At 72.0% G+C, this 20,741-nt stretch carries 15 protein-coding genes and 1 pseudogene; 10 read left to right on the top strand and 6 right to left on the bottom strand.

The features are described 5' to 3' along the window. Positions 1–225, bottom strand: a pseudogene (locus I3F58_RS19420) (CDP-alcohol phosphatidyltransferase family protein); the annotation flags it as partial. A gap of 408 nt (positions 226–633) precedes the next feature. On the opposite strand from I3F58_RS19420, the gene I3F58_RS19425 reads away from it, so the two are divergent. Beyond that, the gene (locus tag I3F58_RS19425; RefSeq protein WP_240109910.1) at positions 634–1,575 is read left to right on the top strand and encodes a cation diffusion facilitator family transporter; all 942 of its coding nucleotides are present in this window, start codon (positions 634–636) and stop codon (positions 1,573–1,575) included. 186 nt (positions 1,576–1,761) lie between these two features. After that, positions 1,762–2,355, top strand: coding sequence for an isopentenyl-diphosphate Delta-isomerase (idi, locus tag I3F58_RS19430; RefSeq protein ID WP_240109911.1), 594 nt, complete (start codon positions 1,762–1,764; stop codon positions 2,353–2,355). 16 nt (positions 2,356–2,371) lie between these two features. Here the strand turns inward: idi and I3F58_RS19435 are convergent, their stop codons facing one another. Together I3F58_RS19435 and I3F58_RS19440 are read right to left on the bottom strand one after the other, a co-directional pair. After that, complete coding sequence (locus tag I3F58_RS19435; RefSeq protein ID WP_374208002.1) at positions 2,372–2,866, bottom strand: ATP-binding protein; 495 nt, start codon at positions 2,864–2,866, stop codon at positions 2,372–2,374. Between the two features lie 93 nt (positions 2,867–2,959). Next, positions 2,960–3,643 carry an HdeD family acid-resistance protein gene (locus I3F58_RS19440; RefSeq protein WP_240109912.1) on the bottom strand — a complete coding sequence of 228 codons (684 nt, stop codon included), beginning with the start codon at positions 3,641–3,643 and terminating at the stop codon, positions 2,960–2,962. A gap of 88 nt (positions 3,644–3,731) precedes the next feature. Between I3F58_RS19440 and I3F58_RS19445 the strand changes: the two genes are divergently transcribed. Continuing rightward, a complete protein-coding gene (locus tag I3F58_RS19445) occupies positions 3,732–4,493 on the top strand; it encodes an enoyl-CoA hydratase/isomerase family protein (RefSeq protein ID WP_240109913.1) in 762 nt (253 codons plus the stop codon). Between the two features lie 73 nt (positions 4,494–4,566). Beyond that, positions 4,567–6,909 carry a Tex family protein gene (locus tag I3F58_RS19450; protein ID WP_240109914.1) on the top strand — a complete coding sequence of 781 codons (2,343 nt, stop codon included), beginning with the start codon at positions 4,567–4,569 and terminating at the stop codon, positions 6,907–6,909. Positions 6,910–7,072: 163 nt separating this feature from the next. Here the strand turns inward: I3F58_RS19450 and I3F58_RS19455 are convergent, their stop codons facing one another. Then, positions 7,073–9,079, bottom strand: a complete 2,007-nt coding sequence (locus I3F58_RS19455; RefSeq protein WP_240109915.1) for a Xaa-Pro dipeptidyl-peptidase — start codon at positions 9,077–9,079, stop codon at positions 7,073–7,075. Positions 9,080–9,293: 214 nt separating this feature from the next. Here I3F58_RS19455 and I3F58_RS19460 point away from each other — a divergent pair, with 214 nt between their 5' ends. Both I3F58_RS19460 and I3F58_RS19465 read left to right on the top strand, forming a co-directional pair. Then, the gene (locus I3F58_RS19460; protein ID WP_240109916.1) at positions 9,294–10,808 is read left to right on the top strand and encodes a M1 family metallopeptidase; all 1,515 of its coding nucleotides are present in this window, start codon (positions 9,294–9,296) and stop codon (positions 10,806–10,808) included. 107 nt (positions 10,809–10,915) lie between these two features. Further along, positions 10,916–11,968 (top strand): LacI family DNA-binding transcriptional regulator, encoded by a 1,053-nt coding sequence (locus I3F58_RS19465; RefSeq protein WP_240109917.1) that lies wholly within the window; start codon positions 10,916–10,918, stop codon positions 11,966–11,968. A 12-nt stretch (positions 11,969–11,980) separates the two neighbouring features. Here the strand turns inward: I3F58_RS19465 and I3F58_RS19470 are convergent, their stop codons facing one another. Next, positions 11,981–14,755, bottom strand: a complete 2,775-nt coding sequence (locus I3F58_RS19470) for a glycosyl hydrolase (RefSeq protein WP_240109918.1) — start codon at positions 14,753–14,755, stop codon at positions 11,981–11,983. A gap of 234 nt (positions 14,756–14,989) precedes the next feature. On the opposite strand from I3F58_RS19470, the gene I3F58_RS19475 reads away from it, so the two are divergent. The 4 genes from I3F58_RS19475 (at position 14,990) to I3F58_RS19490 (ending at position 19,870) form a co-directional block, all read left to right on the top strand. Continuing rightward, positions 14,990–16,294 carry an extracellular solute-binding protein gene (locus I3F58_RS19475; protein WP_240109919.1) on the top strand — a complete coding sequence of 435 codons (1,305 nt, stop codon included), beginning with the start codon at positions 14,990–14,992 and terminating at the stop codon, positions 16,292–16,294. A gap of 419 nt (positions 16,295–16,713) precedes the next feature. Beyond that, a complete protein-coding gene (locus I3F58_RS19480; protein ID WP_240109920.1) occupies positions 16,714–17,619 on the top strand; it encodes a carbohydrate ABC transporter permease in 906 nt (301 codons plus the stop codon). After that, positions 17,616–18,452: a carbohydrate ABC transporter permease gene (locus tag I3F58_RS19485; protein WP_240109921.1), complete on the top strand. Its 837-nt coding sequence runs from the start codon at positions 17,616–17,618 to the stop codon at positions 18,450–18,452. Before I3F58_RS19480 ends, I3F58_RS19485 begins: the two co-directional genes overlap by 4 nt. A 50-nt stretch (positions 18,453–18,502) precedes the next feature. Beyond that, positions 18,503–19,870, top strand: coding sequence for a GH1 family beta-glucosidase (locus I3F58_RS19490; RefSeq protein ID WP_240109922.1), 1,368 nt, complete (start codon positions 18,503–18,505; stop codon positions 19,868–19,870). On the opposite strand, the gene I3F58_RS19495 is transcribed toward I3F58_RS19490, so the two are convergent. Continuing rightward, positions 19,857–20,720 carry an oxygenase MpaB family protein gene (locus I3F58_RS19495; RefSeq protein WP_240109923.1) on the bottom strand — a complete coding sequence of 288 codons (864 nt, stop codon included), beginning with the start codon at positions 20,718–20,720 and terminating at the stop codon, positions 19,857–19,859. The two genes, I3F58_RS19490 and I3F58_RS19495, sit on opposite strands and share 14 nt — an antisense overlap. Between the last annotated feature and the right edge of the window lie 21 nt (positions 20,721–20,741).

The raw sequence follows: 20,741 nt of genomic DNA on the forward strand, positions 1-20,741 counted from the left end.
GCCGGGCACCGCGGCGGGCTCGGCCGTCACGGCCGACAGGGCGGCCGACAGGGCCGCCCGCGCCTCGGGCCGGGCGGTCAGCGCGCCGGGCGCCGCCGCCGCCGGGAAGCGGGGATCCGTGAGAGTGAGGCGGAGGGCGTGGAGGTGGCCGACGAAGCGGGGGTCCACGAGTGCGACGCGCTCGCCGGCCGGTACGGCGGCGAGGAGCGCGGCGGCGTCCTTCACCTCGTCGGCGGCGCGGACGTCGAAGCCCAGTGACCGCAGATCGCCCTCAAGCGGCGATCCGGGGACCGGAGGACCGGTGAGGATGGCGGTCGACAGACGAACTCACTCCCTGGAGAAATCACGGCTGCAACGCGCGCGCAGCGGCATGTCGGCAGAGGCTATCGGATGACCGGAAGCCCGAGTTCACCGAGGTTTCGCCGCCGCGCCCACCGGCCGGCGCGCCGCGATCATCATCGTCGATCACCGCCCCACGCCACAAACCGTGATCGTCACACCATCGATGCAGGCAGCAAATGCGCAGGTCAGAGCATATGACAACGGTGTTCAGCACCAGCTTGCAGATACCCCCCACCCGTAGTTGACTGACGGCGATTCCGGACCAGGACCGACAGGGGTGGAGGCGACTTCATGGGCGCTGGACACGACCATGGGCACGTGCACGGAGGGACACCGCTCACAGGAACCGCGGGGGCCGCGCACCGCTGGCGGCTGCGCGTCGCACTGGCGATCACACTCTCCGTGATGGTGGTGGAGATCGTCGGCGGCCTCATGGCGGACTCCCTGGCGCTGATCGCGGACGCCGCCCACATGGCCACCGACGCCGTCGGCCTGGGCATGGCCCTGCTCGCCATCCATGTCGCGAACCGCCCGCCCACCCCGAACCGCACCTACGGCTACGCCCGCGCCGAGATCCTGGCGGCGCTGGCCAACTGCCTGCTGCTGCTCGGCGCCGGGGGCTACGTCCTGATCGAGGCGGTTCAGCGGTTCGTCACACCGGCCGAGACCAAGGGCGGCATGACCATCGTGTTCGCACTGGTCGGTCTGGTGGCGAACATCGTCTCCCTCTCGCTGCTGATGCGAGGACAGAAGGAGAGCCTCAACGTGCGGGGCGCCTACCTGGAGGTGATGGCGGACGCTCTGGGCTCCGTCACCGTGATCGTCGCGGCCGGGGTCATCCTGCTCACCGGCTGGCAGGCCGCCGACCCGATCGCGTCGCTGGTGATCGGCGTGATGATCGTGCCGCGCACGCTCAAGCTGCTGCGGGAGACGCTGGACGTCCTGCTGGAGGCCGCCCCCAAGGACGTGAACATGACCGAGGTGCGGGCCCATCTGCTGGCCCTGCCCGGGGTGGAGGACGTCCACGACCTGCACGCGTGGACGATCACCTCGGGGATGCCGGTGCTGTCGGCCCACGTGGTCGTGGACGCGACCGCGCTGGACGGCATCGGCCACGAGAAGATGCTCCACGATCTCCAGGAGTGCCTGGTGGGTCACTTCGACGTGGAACACTGCACGTTCCAGCTGGAACCGAGCGGCCACGCGGCGCACGAGGCGGGGCTCTGCCACTGAGGGGCCTCCGGGGGGATCCGCAGGCCGCCGGAGACCGCCCGGCGCGGTGGTTGCGGGCGGGGGCGCGCGGGCACGATCACGTACCTGCCCGCCCGGGTTCGGCGTGTGAGGTGTGCCGACAAGCGGCTTTTGTACGGCAGACTGTGGAATGCCCCACAGGGCTGAGAACCGATGCGAAGGATGGTTATGCCGACCACACCCGCCACCGCGACGAACCCCTCATCGAGCGGAACGACGCCCTCGATCATGCTGGAGTTGGTCGACGAGAACGGCACCACCATCGGCACCGCCGAGAAGCTCTCCGCGCACCAGGCGCCCGGACGGCTGCACCGGGCGTTCTCGGTGTTCCTCTTCGACGAGGAGGGCCGGCTGCTGCTCCAGCGCCGCGCGCTCGGCAAGTACCACTCCCCCGGCGTCTGGTCGAACACCTGCTGCGGGCACCCGTACCCCGGTGAGGCCCCGTTCGCGGCGGCGGCCCGGAGGGTCTACGAGGAGCTGGGAGTGTCCCCCTCGCTGCTGGCGGAGGCCGGCACGGTGCGCTACAACCACCCGGACCCGGCATCGGGCCTGGTGGAGCAGGAGTACAACCACCTGTTCGTCGGGATGGTGCAGGCCCCGCTGCGGCCGGACCCTCAGGAGGTGGAGGAGACCGCGTTCGTGACCGCTCAGGAACTGGCCGAGCGGCACGCGTCGGCGCCCTTCTCCGCCTGGTTCATGACGGTCCTGGACGCGGCCCGCCCGGCCGTCAAGGAACTGACGGGCGCCGCAGGCGGCTGGTGACTCCCCTGGGCCGCGCTCACGGGCGGCGGCGCTGGAGCGGCAGCGCGGCCCAGATGATCTTCCCGCCGGTCGCGGTGTGCTCGACGTCGCAGCTACCGCCCGCCTCCTGGGTGATCTCCCGGACCAGCAGCAGTCCCCGGCCGCCCGTCTGCGCGGAGTCGGTCTCCAGCGCCTTCGGGCGGTAGGGATGGTTGTCCTCGACGGAGACGCGGATCCACTCCGGGCCGATCGCCACCTCCACCGCGACCTCCGGGGAGAGCAGCGCGGCATGCCGTACGGCGTTGGTCACCAACTCTGAGACGATCAGCAGCAGCCCCTGGACGACCTCGTCCCCGGCCGGTACCCCCTGCCGGTGCAGCAGGTCGCGCACGGCGTGCCGGGCCTGCGGCACGGAGGCGTCGACCGCGGGTGCGGTGAAACGCCAGACCCCTTTGTACGACGGTGGCCGGGACAGGTCGCCTTCGTGGCCCCCGTTGGTCCGACGCTCACCCTCGTGCTCGATTGTCGCCACGGGTCCGAGTGTTGGGCCAGAGGCGTCGAGGCCGGAAGACTGAACACAAGTGTCGCCTTTCAGAGCACTTCCGATCGCCTGGGAGTGAAGGTCTTACTCTTTCGACTGATCGGGTCCTGACCCTGGCGGCTGCGGACTGCCCGTCCCCGGGGCACCCGCTTCCGGTCCGCCCGGCCCCGGATCCTCGGACGGGAGCATCTGATCGGTCACCAGGCCGACGATCCGGCGCCCGCCCACACCCATCGCGATCAGCCCGAGCCCGTCGAACAGCAGCGCCAGCGAGAAGAACGTCCCCAGCACGTACAGGCTGCTGTGCGGCCAGTCGAACAGCACCAGCAGCCCCAGAAGGATCCCGAAGGCCCCCTGGAACAGCGTCCAGCCGAACTGCGGGCCCCGCACCACGACGCTGCCCACCAGCCGGAACAGCCCACCCGTCAGGAACAGCAGCGCCGCGAACATGGTGAACGCCGCCGCCGACTCCTCCGGGTGCCGGATGATGATGAACCCGGCGGCGATGTTGAGCGCCGCCACCACCACGGCCAGCCAGTAGAAACCGGTCCCCCGGGACTCCAGGGCGTGCAGCAGGCCGACCGCGCCGCCGATCAGCAGCAGCCAGCCGAACAACAGCATCGAGGTGATCGTGGCGACGGCGGTGTAGAGCAGCCCGAAGACGCCGCCGACCGCCAGGATCGCTCCCAGCAGAGTCAGCCAGCCGAAGCTGCGCCGAAGCTTCCGGCCCGCGCGGGCGGCCGGGTCCTCATGGGTGGCAGCGGTCATCAGAGCGCCTCGTTTCCCTCGGTGCGTGCGTCACACGGCGCCCCCCTTCTTGATCGTACGGTCGGGCCTCCCGGATAGCATCCGCCGCATGGAGCCCCAGCTCGCACACTCGCTGACCGGCGACGGTGTCGCCACCGTCACCATCGCGAACCCCGCCAAGCGCAACGCCATGACCGCCGCCATGTGGCGGCGGCTGCCCGAACTGCTCGCGAAGCTGGCCGCCGACCCGGCCGTACGGGCGCTGGTGCTGACGGGTGAGGGCGACACGTTCTGCGCCGGGGCGGACATCTCCACGCTGCGTGAACCGGACGACGAGCAGCAGACCCTCGCCGTACGGGCCGAGGAGGCTCTGGCGGCGTTCCCGAAGCCGACGCTCGCGGCCGTGCGCGGCTACTGCGTGGGCGGCGGCTGCCAGCTCGCCGCAGCCTGCGACCTGCGGTTCGCGGAGGAGGGAGCGCGGTTCGGGATCACCCCGTCGAAGCTGGGGATCGTGTACGCCGCGTCCTCCACCCGACGGCTGGTGGACCTGGTGGGCCCGGCCGCCGCCAAGTACCTGCTCTTCTCCGGCGAACTGATCGGCACGGAGCGGGCGCTGCGCACCGGCCTGGTGGACGAGGTGCTGCCCGCCGGGGAGCTGGACGGGCGCGTCGCCCGGTTCGTGCAGGTCCTGCTGTCGCGGTCACTCCTGACCCAGGCCGCGGCGAAGGAGTTCGCGGACGGCCGCCGGGGGCGGGAGGAGCACTGGGCGAAGGAGGCCCTGGCGAGCGTCGACCGGGCGGAGGGCGTGGCTGCCTTCCTGGAGCGCCGCGCCCCGCACTTCACCTACCGGATCGGCGGCAGCCGGGACTGAGAGAATGCGGGCACACCCGGGAAAGCACCCTGGAAGCAGCACACAGGTACGAGAAGGCGGGTCGGGACACACCGTGACGACGTCCATCGAAGGCAGGATCGCCGAGGAACTCGGCGTACGGGAGCGACAGGTCAGGGCGGCCGTGGAGCTGCTGGACAGCGGCTCCACCGTGCCGTTCATCGCGCGCTACCGCAAGGAAGCGACCGGGATGCTCGACGACACGCAGCTGCGCACCCTGGAGGAGCGGCTGCGCTATCTGCGCGAGCTGGAGGACCGGCGTGCCGCGGTCCTGGAGTCCGTACGGGAGCAGGGCAGGCTGACGGACGAGCTGGAGGCGCGGATCCGGGAGGCCGACACCAAGGCCCGCCTGGAGGACATCTACCTGCCGTTCAAGCCGAAGCGCCGCACGAAGGCGCAGATCGCCCGCGAGGCGGGCCTGGAGCCGCTGGCCGACGGACTGCTGACGGACCCGTCGGTGGAGCCGCAGGCCGCCGCGGCGGCGTTCGTCGACGCGGACAGGGGCGTGGCCGATCCGGCGGCGGCGCTGGAGGGCGCGCGGGCGATCCTCACCGAGCGGTTCTCCGAGGACGCCGACCTGATCGGTGAGCTGCGCGAGCGGATGTGGGGTCGCGGGCGGCTGGTCGCGAAGGTCAGGGACGGCAAGGGCGACGCCAAGGAGGGGCCGGGCGCCAAGTTCGCCGACTACTTCGACTTCGCGGAAGGCTTCACCGAGCTGCCCTCGCACCGCGTGCTGGCGATGCTGCGCGGGGAGAAGGAGGACGTGCTGGAGCTGACCCTGGAGCCGGAGGAGGCGGCCGGGGGTCCGTCCACGTACGAGGGGATGGTGGCCCGGAGGTTCGGCATCGCGGACCGGGGCCGCCCCGCTGACAGGTGGCTGAGCGACACGGTCCGCTGGGCGTGGCGCACCAGGATCCTGGTGCATCTGGGCCTGGACCTGCGGCAGCGGCTGCGGACGGCGGCCGAGGACGAGGCGGTGCGGGTGTTCGCCGCGAACCTGCGGGACCTGCTGCTGGCGGCGCCCGCCGGGACCCGGCCGACGCTGGCCCTCGACCCCGGTTACCGTACGGGTGTCAAGGTCGCCGTCGTGGACGGCACCGGCAAGGTCGTCGCGACCGACACGGTCTACCCCCATGTGCCGCAGAACAAGTGGGACCAGTCGCTCGCCACGCTGGCCCGGCTGGCGAAGGAGTACGCGGTCGAGCTGGTCGCCGTCGGCAACGGCACCGCGTCCCGCGAGACCGACAAGCTGGCCGGGGAACTGATCGCGAAGCACCCCGAGCTCAAGCTGACGAAGGCACTGGTGTCGGAGGCGGGCGCCTCGGTGTACTCGGCGTCCGCGTTCGCCGCGCAGGAGCTTCCGGGCCTCGACGTGTCGCTCCGGGGCGCGGTGTCGATCGGGCGGCGCCTCCAGGATCCGCTGGCCGAGCTGGTGAAGATCGACCCGAAGTCGATCGGCGTCGGCCAGTACCAGCACGACCTGTCCGAGGTGAAGCTGTCCCGCTCGCTGGACGCGGTCGTCGAGGACTGTGTGAACGGTGTCGGGGTGGACGTCAACACGGCGTCGGCGCCGCTGCTTTCGCGGGTCTCCGGCATCGGCCCCGGGCTCGCGGAGAACATCGTGGCGCACCGGGACGCGAACGGCCCCTTCCGCTCGCGCAGGGGGCTGAAGGACGTGCCGCGGCTCGGCCCGAAGGCCTATGAGCAGTGCGCGGGCTTCCTGCGGATCCGGGGCGGCGACGACCCTCTGGACGCGTCGGCGGTGCACCCGGAGGCGTACCCGGTGGTGCGGCGGATGGTGAAGAGGACCGGCGGCGAGGTCGCGTCCCTCGTCGGCAACACGGGCGTGCTGCGTTCGCTGCGCCCGGACGACTTCGTGGACGAGAAGTTCGGCCTGCCGACGGTCACCGACATCCTGCGCGAGCTGGAGAAGCCGGGCCGCGACCCGCGACCCGCGTTCCGGACGGCGGCCTTCAAGGAGGGCGTCGAGAAGATCGGTGACCTGGCCTCCGGGATGGTGCTGGAGGGCGTCGTGACCAATGTGGCCGCGTTCGGGGCGTTCGTGGACGTGGGTGTCCACCAGGACGGTCTGGTGCATGTGTCGGCCATGTCGCGGACCTTCGTCAAGGACCCGAGGGACGTGGTGAAGCCCGGCGACGTGGTGAAGGTGAAGGTCCTGGACGTCGACGTACCGCGCAAGCGGATCTCGCTGACGCTGCGGCTGGACGACGAGTCGGCCGGTGGCGGCGGTCAGCGCCGTGAACGGGGCGGCGGCAAGCCGCCGCGGCAGCGGCGGCAGGGCGGGGACCGCAAGGCTCCGCAGCCGCCCGGCGGCGCCATGGCGGACGCGCTCCGCAAGGCCGGCCTGCTGGGCGGGCAGGACAAGGGCCGCCGCTGACAGGGCATCGCCCCGGTCAGGCGCCGGACGGGCTGAAGGCGGCCCGTCCGGCGCCCGGGGGCGGCGGGGCCGCGATGACGCCGCCCGGGGGGCCGGGCCCCTCACCCGGCGGCAGACCCCGTCCGCACGGCCGGGAGAGGGCGGAGCAGGTACGGACGTGTGCTCAGCCGCCGGGCACCCGGTCCCTCGGGTGCGGCGTGCTCACGCCCTGTCGCGCGGCCCTGTCCGGGGCGGCGCCCCGGTCGGCACCGCCGTACGGCAGCGTGGCCAGCAGGTAGGCGAGGGTGCCGCCGACGATGGGCAGTTCGGCCCTGGACCGGGCCAGATCGACCGTCAGCGTCGGTGTGGACGCCGGAGGTTCGAGCAGGTAGCGGTCGGTGCCGCCGATGATGAGGGCCAGGCGGTGCCCCGCCGGAACCACGTGGTCCGTCATGTGCAGGTCGAGCGTGAGGGTGTGGGGCTTTCCGGGCGTCAGGGGACGCCCCTGGCGCGGGTCGGCCCAGGTGCCGAGATCGGCCCAGCCCCGGCTGATCACGTCGTGGTCGACGTCCACCGTCCTGGCTTCGGTCTCCTTGTAGCAGGAGCTGTCGCCGTCGGCGCTCGCGCCCCAGCAGGTGCGGTGCGGCAGCGTGGTGATGCCCTCGCCGGGCGCGAGGTAGTCGCGGACGGTCGCGGGACCGAGGTCGACGAGCACCGCCGTCAGATGCGCACTCGTGGCCGTCGGTGTGACGGTGACCGTGACGCGCGAGGATCCCGACAGCCGCAGCTCCGTCGCGAGCGGCCGGGTCACGAAGCCCGCCTTGGCGGGGGTGGACGCGTCGACGTCCGCCGCCCAGTCGAACTCCCCCAGCCGCGGGTCGTCGGTGAACGTCTCGGTGGCCCCGCCCGGCGCGGGAAGCAGCCCCAGCGTGCCGACACCGGGCGCGGCGCCCGGCCCCGGGCGCAGGGTGGTGGCCGCCGTGCCGGACGGCGGCCAGGCCCGGTCGGTGGTCCACCGGTCCGGGGCGCGCTCGACGTCGGCCATGGGCTCCCGGTCGATCCCGTTCCGGTAGCCGAGCAGATAGTGGTCGAACCAGCGGTGCAGGGTGCGGACCCAGGCGGCTCGGCGGAAGTCGAAGGGGTCGACGTGTCCGGTCTGGGACAGCCACAGCTTGCGCTCCACGCCGCGCGCGGCCAGCGCGTCCCACCACCGGCCGAGGTGCCCGCTGCGGACGTTCAGGTCCTGCATGCCGTGCACGGCGAAGACGCTGGCCCGCACCCGGGACGCGTCGGGCACGTAGTCGCGCCCGTCCCACAGGGGTGTCCAGTCTCCCGAGCGCGGGGCGCCCTCGACGAGCCGGTCCTGGACGGCCTGGCAACGGGCCCGCGCCTCGGGGCTGTTCACGTAGTCCGACAGCCAGTCGGGGCCGGATCCGTACAGCGGGGCGCCCTGCGAGAAGTAGTACTCGTACCAGGAGGAGATCGCGGCGATCGGCACGATCGTCCGGAGGCCCTCGACGCCGGTCGCGGCGACGCCGTTGGCGATGGTGCCGTCCCAGCTCTTGCCGATCATGCCGGTGGCGCCGGTGGTCCAGCCGGCGGCCCGGACCTGTTCGCCTCCGGTGCGGCCGGTGTACGCGCGGGCGCGGCCGTTCAGCCAGTCGACGACGGCCTTGGCGGACAGGACGTCGGACCGGCCGCCGACGTCCACACAGCCGTCGGAGCGGCTGGTTCCGGCCAGGTCGACGGCGACGAAGGCGTATCCGCGCGGCACGAAGTAGTTGTCGTAGAACAGCGGGAAGCGGACCGGGTCGCCGTTCTCGTCGTACGTCTTCTTCTGGCTCTCGTTGCCGCGCCCGCAGCAGGAGTAGTACGGGCTGGCGTCCATGATGACGGGGACCTTGCGGCCCCGCTGGGCGGCCTCGCGCGGCCGGATGATGTCGGCGGCCACCCGGTCGGTCCTGCCGTCCCCGTCGCCGTCGAGACCGGTGTCGACCCACACGGACTCACGGACGGCGTTCTCGTACGAGTAGACAGGCGCCGACTCCCGCGGCTGCGGGCGCGGGGGCGGAGTGCCGTGGGCACCGGCCGCCGGGACGAGGACGGACAGGAGGGCGACCCCGGCGACGGCTGTCAGGGCTCTGCCTGACAGGAGGCGTCTCCGTCGGCGCTTCGGCGTCAGTATCGGCATGGGCCGGAAGGTACTTGAGTCAACTCCCTTGTAAAAGAGGGCGATTGAGGGTGAGGAGGGGACGAGGACGGCAGAGGGGACACCGCGGGGGCTCGAGATCGCCAAGTCGGCCGAATGGCGGTCACGGGACGGCGGGGGTCATGGACACGACCGGGGTGCAACCCGCTGAATGGCGGCCAGAGATCCTGTCGCCCTACGACTTGGAGAGTTCTCCGTGCACCGCAGCAGACTGATCGTCCCGGGCGCGATCGCGGCCTCCCTGATGCTGGCGATCCCGGCGTCGGCCGCCGGCTTCGAGCCGGGCGCACCCGGCATCGGTGACCCGTACTACCCGGCCGGCGGCAACGGCGGCTACGACGTCTCGCACTACGACCTGCGGCTGAGGTACCAGCCCGCGACCGACCGGCTGGAGGGGACCGCGACCCTCCTGGCCACCCCGACTCAGAACCTCTCGCGCTTCAACCTGGACATGGGGCTGAAGGTCAGCGAGGTGCGGGTGAACGGCCGAAAGGCCGGGTTCCGCACGACCGGCACGCACGAGCTGGAGGTCACACCGGCCGTACCGCTGCCGAAGGACCGGCCGGTTTCGGTCGTCGTGCGGTACGCGGGCAAGCCGTCCCAGGTGAAGGTCGACGGCTACACGGCCTGGCACCGCACCCCGGACGGCGGTGTCGCGGCGAACGAACCCGAGTCCGCCGTGTGGTGGTTCCCGTCCAACGACCACCCGCGCGACAAGGCGACCTTCGACGTCTCGGTCGCCGTCCCGGACGGGACCCAGGCGATCAGCAACGGGGTGCTCGTGTCGCAGCGTTCGCAGCGCGGCTGGACCCGCTTCAACTGGCGCTCCGACAGACCGCAGGCGACGTATCTCACCACGCTGGCGGTGGGCAGGTTCGACATCACCACGGACACCACCGCGAACGGACTGCCCGTCCTCAACGCCTACAGCAAGGACCTCGGGGCGGACGCGGGCGCGGCGCGGGCGAGCCTGGAGCGGACGGCGGAGGTCGCGGAGTGGCTGGAGGAGGTGTTCGGCCCGTACCCGTTCAACGCGCTCGGCGGCTACGTGCCGAACACGGACACCGGCTACGCGCTGGAGACCCAGACCCGCCCCTTCTACAGCCCCCGGCAGTTCCGCAGCGGTGCGAACCTCCAGGTGGTGGTGCACGAGCTGGCCCACCAGTGGTACGGCGACAGCGTCTCCGTGGACGGCTGGCGGGACATCTGGCTGAACGAGGGCTTCGCCCGGTACAGCCAGTGGCTGTGGTCGGAGAAGGAGGGCGAGGGCACCACACGGGAGATCGCGGACTGGGTGTACGGCCAGCGGGAGGCCGACGACCCGTTCTGGACGGTCACACCGGGCGACCCGGGGCCGGACCGGCTGTTCCACCTCGCCGTGTACGACCGGGGCGCGCTGGCCCTCCAGGCGCTGCGCGACACGGTCGGGGACCGGGACTTCTTCCGAATCCTCAAGGGCTGGCCCACCGAGCGGGCGCACGGGAACGCGAAGGTGGCCGACTTCGTGGCGTACGCGGAGCGGATCTCCGGCAGGGAGCTGGACACGCTGTTCGACACCTGGCTGTACCGGCCGTCGAAGCCGGGCGGGGCGGCCGGGCCGCTGCGGGCGGAGACGGCGGCATCCCCGCGGGCGGCCGAGCCGAGGTCCTGGAAGAGGATCGCCGCGACGGACACGGTCCACGACACCGGACACGGACGCCGCGGACACTGACCGGCGGCGGAGGCGGCGGGGCACCGCAGTGAGAGCGCTCTCAGAATGTCTGCGACCGGATACTCTGGCCGGTGTACGCCCCGCCGCACCGCCTTGAGGAGCCTCCGTTGCCCGAACCGACCCCCGCGGCCCGTCCCACCCTCGAAGCCGTCGCGACCCGTGCCGGGGTGTCCCGGGCGACGGTCTCCCGCGTCGTGAACGGCGGGGCGGGGGTACGGCAACCCCTGGTGGACAAGGTGCGCAGGGCCGTCGAGGAACTCGGCTACATACCGAACCACGCGGCGCGCACACTGGTGACCCGGCGCAACGGAGCCGTGGCGGTGATCATCGCGGAGCCGGAGTTCCGGATCTTCTCGGACCCGTTCTTCGAGCAGCAGGTGCGCGGCATCAGCCGGGAACTGACCGTGCACGACTCGCAGCTGGTGCTGCTGTGGGTGGAAGGCCCCGGCGAGTACGACCGGATCGCCCGCTATCTGGGCGGCGGACACGTCGACGGGGCGCTGGCGTTCTCGGTCCACAACGACGACCAACTGCCGTCGGTGATCCACCGCACCCGGGTCCCGGTCGTGTTCGGCGGACGTCCCGGCTGGGCGGGCGGGCGCGGCGAGCCAGCCGTGCCGTACGTGGACGCGGACAACCGGGGCGGGGCGCGGGAGGCCGTCCGGCACCTGGTCGCTCTGGGCCGGAGCCGGATCGCCCACATCGCGGGCCCGCGCGACCAGGCGTCGGCCCTGGACCGGCTGGACGGATACCGTGACGCGGTGACGCCGCACACCGGCCCGGCGCTGGTGGCCCAGGGCGGCTTCACCGTGGAGAGCGGCGCCCGCGCCATGGCGGAGCTGCTGGAGCGCCGGCCGGACCTGGACGCGGTGTTCGCCGGCAACGACCTGATGGCCTCCGGCGCCCTGCGGGTACTGCGCGAGCGGGGGCTGCGGGTGCCGGAGGACGTGGCGCTGGTGGGCTTCGACGACATGGCGTCGGTGGCGGAGAGGACGGACCCGCCGCTGACGACGGTCCGTCAGGACATCGAAGGCATGGGCCGGTTGATGGTCCGGCTGCTGATGCGGACCATCGGCGTGAACGCCGGACCCGGGGCGGCGGGCGCCGCCCCGGGCTCGGTGATCACGCCGACGGAGCTGGTACGCCGGGCCTCGGCGTGAGACGGGCGACCACTACTCGTAGGGGATGACCAGGACCGACTGGTCCGTGCCCGTCCGGAGTCGCGCGGTCCCGTCGCCGATGGCCGGCCAGATCTCCAGGCGCACCGTGCCGTTCCGCAGATCACCGAGGGTGCCGGTGGCCGACTTCAGGCCGCGGGTCTGGGTGTACTGCTCCCAGCCGGGGACGGGGTCCGTGGCGAAGTAGTGGTACGTCTCGACACGGTCGAAGGTGCCGTCGCCGGTCAGGTCGTAGCCGACCCGGGCCTGTTGGCCGAGGGCGACGGTGGTGCCCGCGTCGACCTGGAGGCGGAAGGCGGTCGTGGCACCGGACTTGAGGGTGCCGGTGACGTTCCGGGCCTCGTAGACGAGGGGGCGGTACGGGCTGCCGTCGTGGTTGGCGCCGTCGGCGGACGGGATGGTGTCGCTGCCTGGGGCGCCGTCGGTGGCCGTGGTGAGGGTCCCGCCGGAGCGGAGCCGGAAGGTGTCTCCGGTGGAGGGACCGGGGTCGTCCGGGTCTGCGGCGCCGGTGCGCGTGGCGGTGGAGCGGGGCGGCACACTGAGGACGGCGCCGTCGCTGAAGGTGACCGTCCGGGTGGTGGCGCCGTGGTTGTGGGCCGCGTAGGTGCGTACACCGTTCCTGGTGAAGGCGGCGGAGGTCGGCAGGTCGGCGGTCACCGAGAGGTCGGGGGCACCGAGGGCGTCCAGGGTGGTCAGCCAGTGGTAGGTGTGCGCCCTGGACTCGCCCCGCTCCGGGGTGTACGCGGTGTGCTGGGCGTCCCATTCCGCCTTGGCGGCGGCCGGGTCGGCCAGGGACCGGAACTCCCAGAGGATGTCCCTCCATTCGACGGCCGGGCCGCCGTTCTCGCGCTCCATCTCGGCGATGCTGCGGCGGACCGCGTCCTTGCGGGCGGCCAGATGGAGCGAGCTCCCGGCGGTCAGGGGAAGGGCGTTGATGCCGTGGATCTCCTCGGGGTTGGCCGTCCACCAGGTGGCGTAGGCGGCGCCGCTCCCCCAGACCATCCCGACGATGTCATGGCCGAAGGAGCCGGGGAAGACCTGCCGGTCGGCGTCGAACCAGTACTGGGCGATCGCCTCGGACTCGGTGGTGAGGAGGTAACTTCCGAGGTCGCGCAGGGCGGTGTCCCCGGTGGCCGCGCCCCACAGGACGAGGCCCGCGCTGAGGTTGGTGGACTCGGACGAGGACTCCTGGTTGTTCCCGGCGGCGAAGCCCTGGTGGCCTGAGGCCCAGCTGTGGCCCGCGTACACGTCGAAGCCGCGGAGGAAGGGGAAGTCGGAGTCGGTGCGACTGGGGTTGGCGGCGTCGCGGACGAGGGTCTTCACCATGCCGCCCCATGCCGCGTCGGCGGCCCAGGCGGGATCGTACTGGGCGACGATCGCCGCAGCGTGGACGTAGTAGGAGTAGTGGAAATGGTGGTCGTTGAGTTCGGTGTCGCTGCCGAAGGAGGCGGGGTAGCCGATGAGGGTCCGCCAGGTGCGGTCGTAGCTGAACTCCGCGCTGCCGCCTGCGGTGAACCACTCCTGGAGGCGGCCCTTGAGGAGGGCGAGCAGCCGGTCGCGGACGGCCGTCTCCCCGGTCTGGTCCGCGAGCGGGACGAGGCGGGCGAGGCGGCCGAGGGCCTTGCCGGTCCAGTACGTGTCGGTGGCTCCGGAGAAGGGGTCGGGGGCGTTCACCACCTCGTCCAGATAGCCGCGGAGCCGGGCGGCGTCGGTGCCGGACGCCTGCGGCAGGGCGGGCAGCACCGGGGCGGCGGGCTGGTTGGTGGTGAAGGTACGGGACTCGCGGACCTTCATGGTGCCGCGCGGGGAGACGTACGTGTACGGGGTGAGCGGGTCGGTGGTGTTCAGCCACTGGTGGCGGTAGAGCGCCTGGAGGGTGCCCGTCTCGGTGCCCTCCTGGGGCTGGGTGGTGAGGGTGTACGCGGCCCGGACGGTTCCGGCGTTCACGCTCCAGTCGGCGCGGGAGCCGGTGACGAAGCTGAACGCGTACTTCTCGTAGGCCGGGAGGGCGCCGGTGGAGGGGAGCACGGCGAGGGAGAAGTAGTCCTTGCCGCGCAGGTCGGCGGTGAGGGTGGAGCCGTTCACGGTCCAGTCGGTGCCGGTCGGGGCGAACAGGGCGTAATGGTGGCCCGCGACGGTGATCCCGAGGACGTTGCCCCGGTCGGAGAAGACCGTGGGCGAGGCCGCGGTGGTGACGCGGGCGCTGCCGCCGGTGCCCTTGGCGTACACGAAGGGCAGGCCGTGGCCGATGGTCGCGCGGAGGGTGCGGGTGCCGTCGGACCAGTAGGGGGTGACGGTCCAGTCGGACCAGGAGTCGGCCTTGGTGTCGGGTGAGTCGAGGCCGGTGAGACCGAGGGTGAGGTCCCGCTTGTGCGCGTACTCGTACTGGCGGCCGTCGCCGACGACCGCGGGGGTGGTGGGGTAGCCGATGTCCAGGCCGGCGGAGGTGGCCTGGTAGGTGAGGGGGTGGCCGTACATGGGGGTGGAGTGCGGGTTGTCGCCGTAGCGCTGGAAGGCGAGGGACGACCACCAGTCGTTGGTGGGGACCGGCCTGCTCCGGGCGGCCGGGGTGACCTTGGGGGTGACCGGGGCGCCTGTGTCGGTGGCGGGTCCCGACGTGCCGGGCGGGCGGGTGTCGGAGTAACTGCCCGCGCCCACGGGGACCGTGGCGGCTGAGGCCGGGACTGCGCCGGGGCCGGTGAGGCCGAGCGCGGCGAGGGCGGCGGCGAGGGCGAGGAGACTGGTGCGGGGGGTGCGCGGGGTTCTCATGGAGGTCGCCTCACGGTGAGGAGGAGCAGGAGAGAGCGCTCTCAGATGCCGTGAACGTAAAACTCCTGAAACGGGACTGTCAACAGGAGGGACGACATCGCGAATTGAGGGCGAACCAGGCCGATGTCCGTTCGAGTCTTGACGGGACACGGACCTCCGGGGCACGCTCCAGACAGTTCATGAGAGCGCTCTCAGAACGGACCCCTGCTCCGTCGAAGCCAAGGGAGGCTTCTCATGCCCATCGCCCGAGCCACCAGAAGAGCGGCCGTACGTCTGGGTGCGGCCGCCCTCGCCGCGGCCCTGCTGGCCGCCTGCGGATCCGGTGCTCCGGACGGGGCGTCCGACGCCTCCGGGGGCGATGTCACGCTGACCGTCGACCTCTTCGGCTCTTTCGGCTACAAGGAGGCCGGGCTGTACGCCGAGTACGAGAAGCTGCACCCCGGGATCAAGATCAAGCAGACGGACACCGAGGACGAACAGGACTACTGGAAGTCCCTGCAGACCCGGCTCGCGGGCGGCGGAGGCCTCGCGGACGTCCAGGGCATCGAGGTGGGGCGGATCGCGTCCGTCACCCAGCAGCAGGCCGACAGGTTCGAGGACCTCGGCCGCTACGGCGCCGGGGAGTTGAAGGGGCAGTTCGCCGAGGCCAAGTGGTCCGCTGCCACCACGCGGGACGGGCGGATACTCGGGCTCGGCACCGATGTCGGGCCCGAGGCGATGTGCTACCGCCGGGACCTGCTGGAGCAGGCGGGCCTGCCGACCGACCGCGAGGAACTCGCGAGGCGGTGGGCCACGTGGGACGGGTATCTGCAGCTGGGCCGGCAGTACCGGGCGAAGGCGCCGGGGCGCAGCGCGTGGCTGGACAGTGTGGGCAGCCTGTTCACGATCATGATCGGGCAGGAGAAGGAACGGTACTACGACGCGTCCGGAAAGCTCGTCTACGAGGACAACCCGGCTGTCCTGGCCGCCTGGGACGCGGCGGCCCGGGCCGCGGCTGCGGGGCTGAGCGCCAAGCTCGACCAGTGGTCGCCCCAGTGGAACCAGGCGTTCGCAGCGGGGTCGTTCGCGACGATCCCGTGCCCCGCGTGGATGCTCGGGTACATCAAGGGGCAGGCCGGTGAGGCCGGGAAGGGCAGGTGGGACATCGCGAAGCTGCCGGGTGGCGCGGGCAACTGGGGCGGGTCGTATCTGGCGGTGCCGCGGGCGGCGCAGCACAAGAAGGAGGCGTACGAGCTGATCGCCTGGCTGACGGCGCCGGAGCAGCAGGCCGTGCTGTTCGAGAAGCAGGGCAACTTCCCGTCCTCGACCGGTGCGATCGAGCGTGTCGCGGACGCGGTGGACCCGTACTTCTCCGATGCGCCGATCGGCAGGATCTTCGGTGACGCGGCGAAGGCGGCGCCGGTGCAGGTGCTGGGGGTGCACGACAAGAACGTGGCGGACCAGATCACCAACGCGCTGAGCGAGGTGGAGCGGAAGGGCACGGATCCGGCCGAGGCCTGGTCCAACGCGAAGGCCGGCGTGGCCAATGTGATGGGTTAGGAAGCGCCCGGCCGTGCCGGCGTCCGGGCCGGGTGCGCTCTCGCCGCCGGTGCGCGGGGCGCGGGGTCCGGTGCGTGCGGCCGCACGGCGGAGGAGGGCGCCGCCCCCAGCCGGGCGCGGCCGAGGGCACGGGGGACTTCGTGCCGGTACCCGCGGCCGGGCAAGACCCGCCGGGTCCTCGGGACCACCGGTGGCGGGTGCCCGCCGCGGGCGCATCCCGGCCATGCGGTCGCCGCGCCCACCGTGCGATGGGGGAACCGGGCTCGCTCCGGGGGCTCATCTCCTCGCACGGCTCCCGCGGAGCCGTGTCCCACGGCGGCGCTCCCCTCACTGCCGTCGCCCCGCGGGCGATGCGCCTGCGGGGCGCGGAGTGATCTCCCGTCCTCCTGTCCGGGAACTACGAGAAAGGCCGCACCTTGATGCTCGACGTGCGACGCGCCTGGCGCGCCGTCTCGCCGTACGCCTACATCACCCCGTTCTTCACCCTGTTCGCCGCCTTCGGGCTCTTCCCGCTCGTCTACACCGCGTTCGTCTCGCTGTACCGCGTCGAGTTGCAGTCCCCCGGCGAGATGGAATGGCGGGGCCTGGGCAACTACGTCGCGCTGTTCGGGGACGAGTTCTTCTGGACCGCGCTGCGCAACACCTTCACGATCGGGGTCCTCTCGACCGTCCCGCAGCTGGTCATGGCACTCGGGCTCGCCCATCTGCTCAACTACCGGCTGCGCGGGCGGACGTTCTTCCGGACCGCGATGCTGCTCCCGTACGCGACCTCGGTGGCTGCCGCCACCCTCGTCTTCGCCCAGCTCTTCGGCCGGGACTTCGGGCTGGTCAACACCGTGCTGGGGATGGCGGGAATCGGGCCCGTCGACTGGCAGACCTCGACGGTCGGTTCGCAGATCGCCGTGTCCACCATCGTCATCTGGCGGTGGACGGGCTACAACGCCCTCATCTATCTGGCGGGAATGCAGTCGATTCCCCGCGAGCTGTACGAGGCCGCCGAGGTGGACGGGGCCTCGCGGTGGCGGCAGTTCCTGCACGTCACCCTGCCGGGGCTGCGGCCCACCATCGTGTTCACCGTCGTGGTGTCGACGATCGGTGCCACGCAGCTCTTCGGTGAACCGCTGCTGTACGAGGGGTCCGTGAGCGGCGGCATCTCGCACCAGTACCAGACCCTCGGGCTCTACATGTACGAGCAGGGCTGGGGCTTCTTCCATCTCGGGCGGGCCGCAGCCATCGCCTGGGTGATGTTCCTGCTCATCCTGGTGCTCGTCGGGGTCAACGCCCTCGTCGCGCAGCGCCGTTCACGCAAGGAGGGCGGACAGTGAGGTCACGTGCCGGGCGTACGCTGCACGGGGGCAGGCTCGCGTACGCGGTGCTCATCACGGCTGTGCTGGTCTTCGCCTTCCCGTTCTACTGGACCGTCGTCGCCGCCAGCCGCTCCAACGCCGAGCTGGCGCAGGTGCCGCCGGCGCTGCTCCCCGGGCCCGACCTGTTCCGGAACTTCGAGGCGGTGACGGAGGAGGCCGACATCGGGCTGGCCCTGGTCAACTCGCTGATCGTGTCCGGCTCCATCACGCTCGGCACCGTGCTGTGCTGCACGCTCGCCGGTTTCGCCTTCGCCAAGCTGCGGTTCCGGGGCCGCAACGCCCTGCTGGCGATCACCGTGGGGACGATGATGATCCCGCCGCAGCTCGGGGTGATCCCGCTGTTCATGCTGGTGGCGGAGCTGGGGTGGGTCAACCAGCTGCAGTCGGTGATTCTGCCGGGGCTCGTGTCGGCCTTCGGAGTCTTCTTCATGCGGCAGTTCCTTGTGCAGGCCCTGCCGGACGAGCTCATCGAGGCCGCACGGGTCGACGGGGCGTCCACGGCACGGATCTTCTGGTCCATCGTCGTGCCGGTCGCCCGGCCGGGGATGGCCGTGCTGGGGCTGCTGACCTTCATGGCCGCCTGGAACGACTTCTTCTGGCCCATCGTGGCCCTGACCTCGCAGAACCCGACCGTGCAGGTCGCGCTGCGCCAGCTCGGCGGCGGCTACGTCCACGACCAGTCCGTGATCATGGCGGGCACTCTGCTGGGGACCCTGCCCGTGCTGCTCGTCTTCGGCCTGCTGGGGCGGCAGATCGTCGGCGGCATCATGCAGGGCGCCGTCAAGGGCTGACCCTTCTCCCTCTCCCTCTCCTCTCCCTCTCTGATTCGCCGGAGTCGTCGATGCTTCGTTTTCCCGAAGGGTTCCGCTGGGGAACCGCCACCGCCGCCTACCAGATCGAGGGCGCCGCCTCGGAGGACGGACGCACTCCGTCCATCTGGGACACCTTCAGCCGGGTACCGGGCAAGGTCCGCAACGGTGACACCGGCGACATCGCCGCCGACCACTACCACCGGACGGCTGAGGACATCTCCCTGCTGAAGGAGCTGGGCGTCACGGACTACCGGTTCTCCGTGGCCTGGCCCCGCGTGCAGCCCAGCGGGCGGGGGCCCGTGTCGGAGAAGGGGCTGGACTTCTACCGGCGGCTGGCCGACGCGTTGCGGGACGCCGGGATACGGCCCGTCGCCACGCTCTACCACTGGGACCTGCCGGAGGAGCTGGAGCGGGCGGGCGGATGGCCGGAGCGGCGCACCGCGGAGCGGTTCGCGGAGTACGCCGGGCTCGTCGCGGACGCGCTGGGCGACCGGGTCGCCACCTGGACCACGCTCAACGAGCCGTGGTGCACCGCGTTCCTCGGATACGGATCCGGGGTGCACGCACCGGGGCGTACGGAACCGGTCGCCGCGCTGCGGGCCGCGCACCACCTGAACCTCGCGCACGGGCTGGCCGTGCGGGCCCTGCGGGCCGCCCTTCCGGCGGGCGCCGAGGTGTCGCTGACGCTCAACCCGCATGCCGTGGGGGCGTTGACGGGGTCCGACGCCGACCGGGACGCCGCACGGCGTGTGGACGCGTTGGGGAACCGGCTCTTCCTGGACCCGGTGTTCCACGGGCGGCTGCCGGAGGATCTGGTGGCGGATACCGCCCGGTTGACGGACTGGGGGTTCGTGGAGGGCGGGGACCTGGCAGTGATCGCCGCGCCGCTCGACTCGCTGGGCATCAACTACTACGCGCCCACGGTGGTGGCCGCCGGGTCGCACGACGGGCCCTCGCCGTGGCCGGGGGCCGAACCGCATGTGCGGTTCGCGTCCACGCCGGGGCCGCGTACCGCGATGGACTGGCCGGTGGACCCCGACGGGCTGTACGGGCTGCTGGTGCGGCTGCGGGACGAACTGCCGGGTGTCCCGCTGGTGATCACGGAGAACGGTGCCGCCTACGACGACTACGCCGACCCGGAGGGCGACGTCCACGATCCGGAGCGGGTGGGTTATCTGCGGCAGCACGTCGGAGCCGTACACCGGGCTCTCGGCGAGGGTGTGGACGTGCGGGGGTACTTCCTGTGGTCGCTGCTCGACAACTTCGAGTGGGCGTACGGCTACGGCAAGCGGTTCGGCATCGTGCACGTGGACTTCGCGTCGCAGCGGCGGACCCCGAAGGACAGCGCCCGCTGGTACGCGCAGGTCATCGCACACAACGGGCTCACCGACGGCTGAGCCGGCGTGCCCTGCGGGCCCGGTAGGCGTAGGGGAGGTAGCGCAGCCGCTCGGGGAGCGCGGGCACCACGAGGCGTACGGCCCGGGCGAAGCGCCGAAGGGTCCGCTCCTGGGCGTCCGTCCACTCCAGCCCGAGGGCCTCGCGGGCCTCGGGCGGCATGAAACCGATGGTGAGGAACGCACGCAGCCGGACGAAACGGGGGCCCAGGACCGGCCACAGGGCGCGCAGGAGGATCAGGACGGGGAGCGGTCCCCGGTCCGGGGGCGGGACCCGGGTGTCGGTCGCCACCAGCTCCCGCAGGACGGGGGTCGGCTCGATCTCGTCGGCGAGGACCTTGCGGTAGTAGGGCCAGAACTCCTCGATCGTCTGGGGCATGTCCCGGTCCCGGATGCCGAGGATCCGGCCGACCTGGAGCCACTCGGCGTAGAGCCGGCGCTCCTGTGCCTCGGTCAGGGGACGGACGAGGTAGCGGAAGGCGTGGTGCTGGACCGGGAAGCCTGTGGCGTGCACCCAGGCGTAGTGGGCAGGGGTGAGGGCGTGGTACGGGCGGCCCCGGGTGTCGGTGCCCTGGATGGTGCGGTGGAGGCGGCGCAGGCGACGCCCCTCCTCGGCGGCTTCGTCGCCGCCGTACGTCCAGAGCTGGAGGGAGCGCAGGGAGCGCTCGGCCCGGCCCCAGGGGTCGGTGCGGAAGACGGAGTGGTCGTCGACTCCGGCGCCGACGGCGGGGTGGGCCACCTGGAGGGCGAGCGCGGCCGGCAGCATCAGCAGGGCGCGGATGTCGCCTGCCAGGGTCCACAGCACGCCGCCGGGCGGGGGCGGGGCGGGGTGGACTGCTTCGGCCTCGGTCATGGGGGCTGCTCCGGATGTTCT

This window comes from Streptomyces sp. MUM 203J (assembly GCF_022414595.1).
In the GTDB taxonomy this organism is placed as follows: Bacteria; Actinomycetota; Actinomycetes; order Streptomycetales; family Streptomycetaceae; genus Streptomyces.

Coding starts and splice junctions, on each gene's coding strand:
- I3F58_RS19480 (WP_240109920.1), top strand. CDS start 16,714: ATGCTCGACGTGCGACGCGCCTGGCGCGCCGTCTCGCCGTACGCCTAC.
- I3F58_RS19470 (WP_240109918.1), bottom strand. CDS start 14,755: ATGAGAACCCCGCGCACCCCCCGCACCAGTCTCCTCGCCCTCGCCGCC.
- I3F58_RS19425 (WP_240109910.1), top strand. CDS start 634: ATGGGCGCTGGACACGACCATGGGCACGTGCACGGAGGGACACCGCTC.
- idi (WP_240109911.1), top strand. CDS start 1,762: ATGCCGACCACACCCGCCACCGCGACGAACCCCTCATCGAGCGGAACG.
- I3F58_RS19475 (WP_240109919.1), top strand. CDS start 14,990: ATGCCCATCGCCCGAGCCACCAGAAGAGCGGCCGTACGTCTGGGTGCG.
- I3F58_RS19490 (WP_240109922.1), top strand. CDS start 18,503: ATGCTTCGTTTTCCCGAAGGGTTCCGCTGGGGAACCGCCACCGCCGCC.
- I3F58_RS19455 (WP_240109915.1), bottom strand. CDS start 9,079: ATGCCGATACTGACGCCGAAGCGCCGACGGAGACGCCTCCTGTCAGGC.
- I3F58_RS19495 (WP_240109923.1), bottom strand. CDS start 20,720: ATGACCGAGGCCGAAGCAGTCCACCCCGCCCCGCCCCCGCCCGGCGGC.
- I3F58_RS19445 (WP_240109913.1), top strand. CDS start 3,732: ATGGAGCCCCAGCTCGCACACTCGCTGACCGGCGACGGTGTCGCCACC.
- I3F58_RS19440 (WP_240109912.1), bottom strand. CDS start 3,643: ATGACCGCTGCCACCCATGAGGACCCGGCCGCCCGCGCGGGCCGGAAG.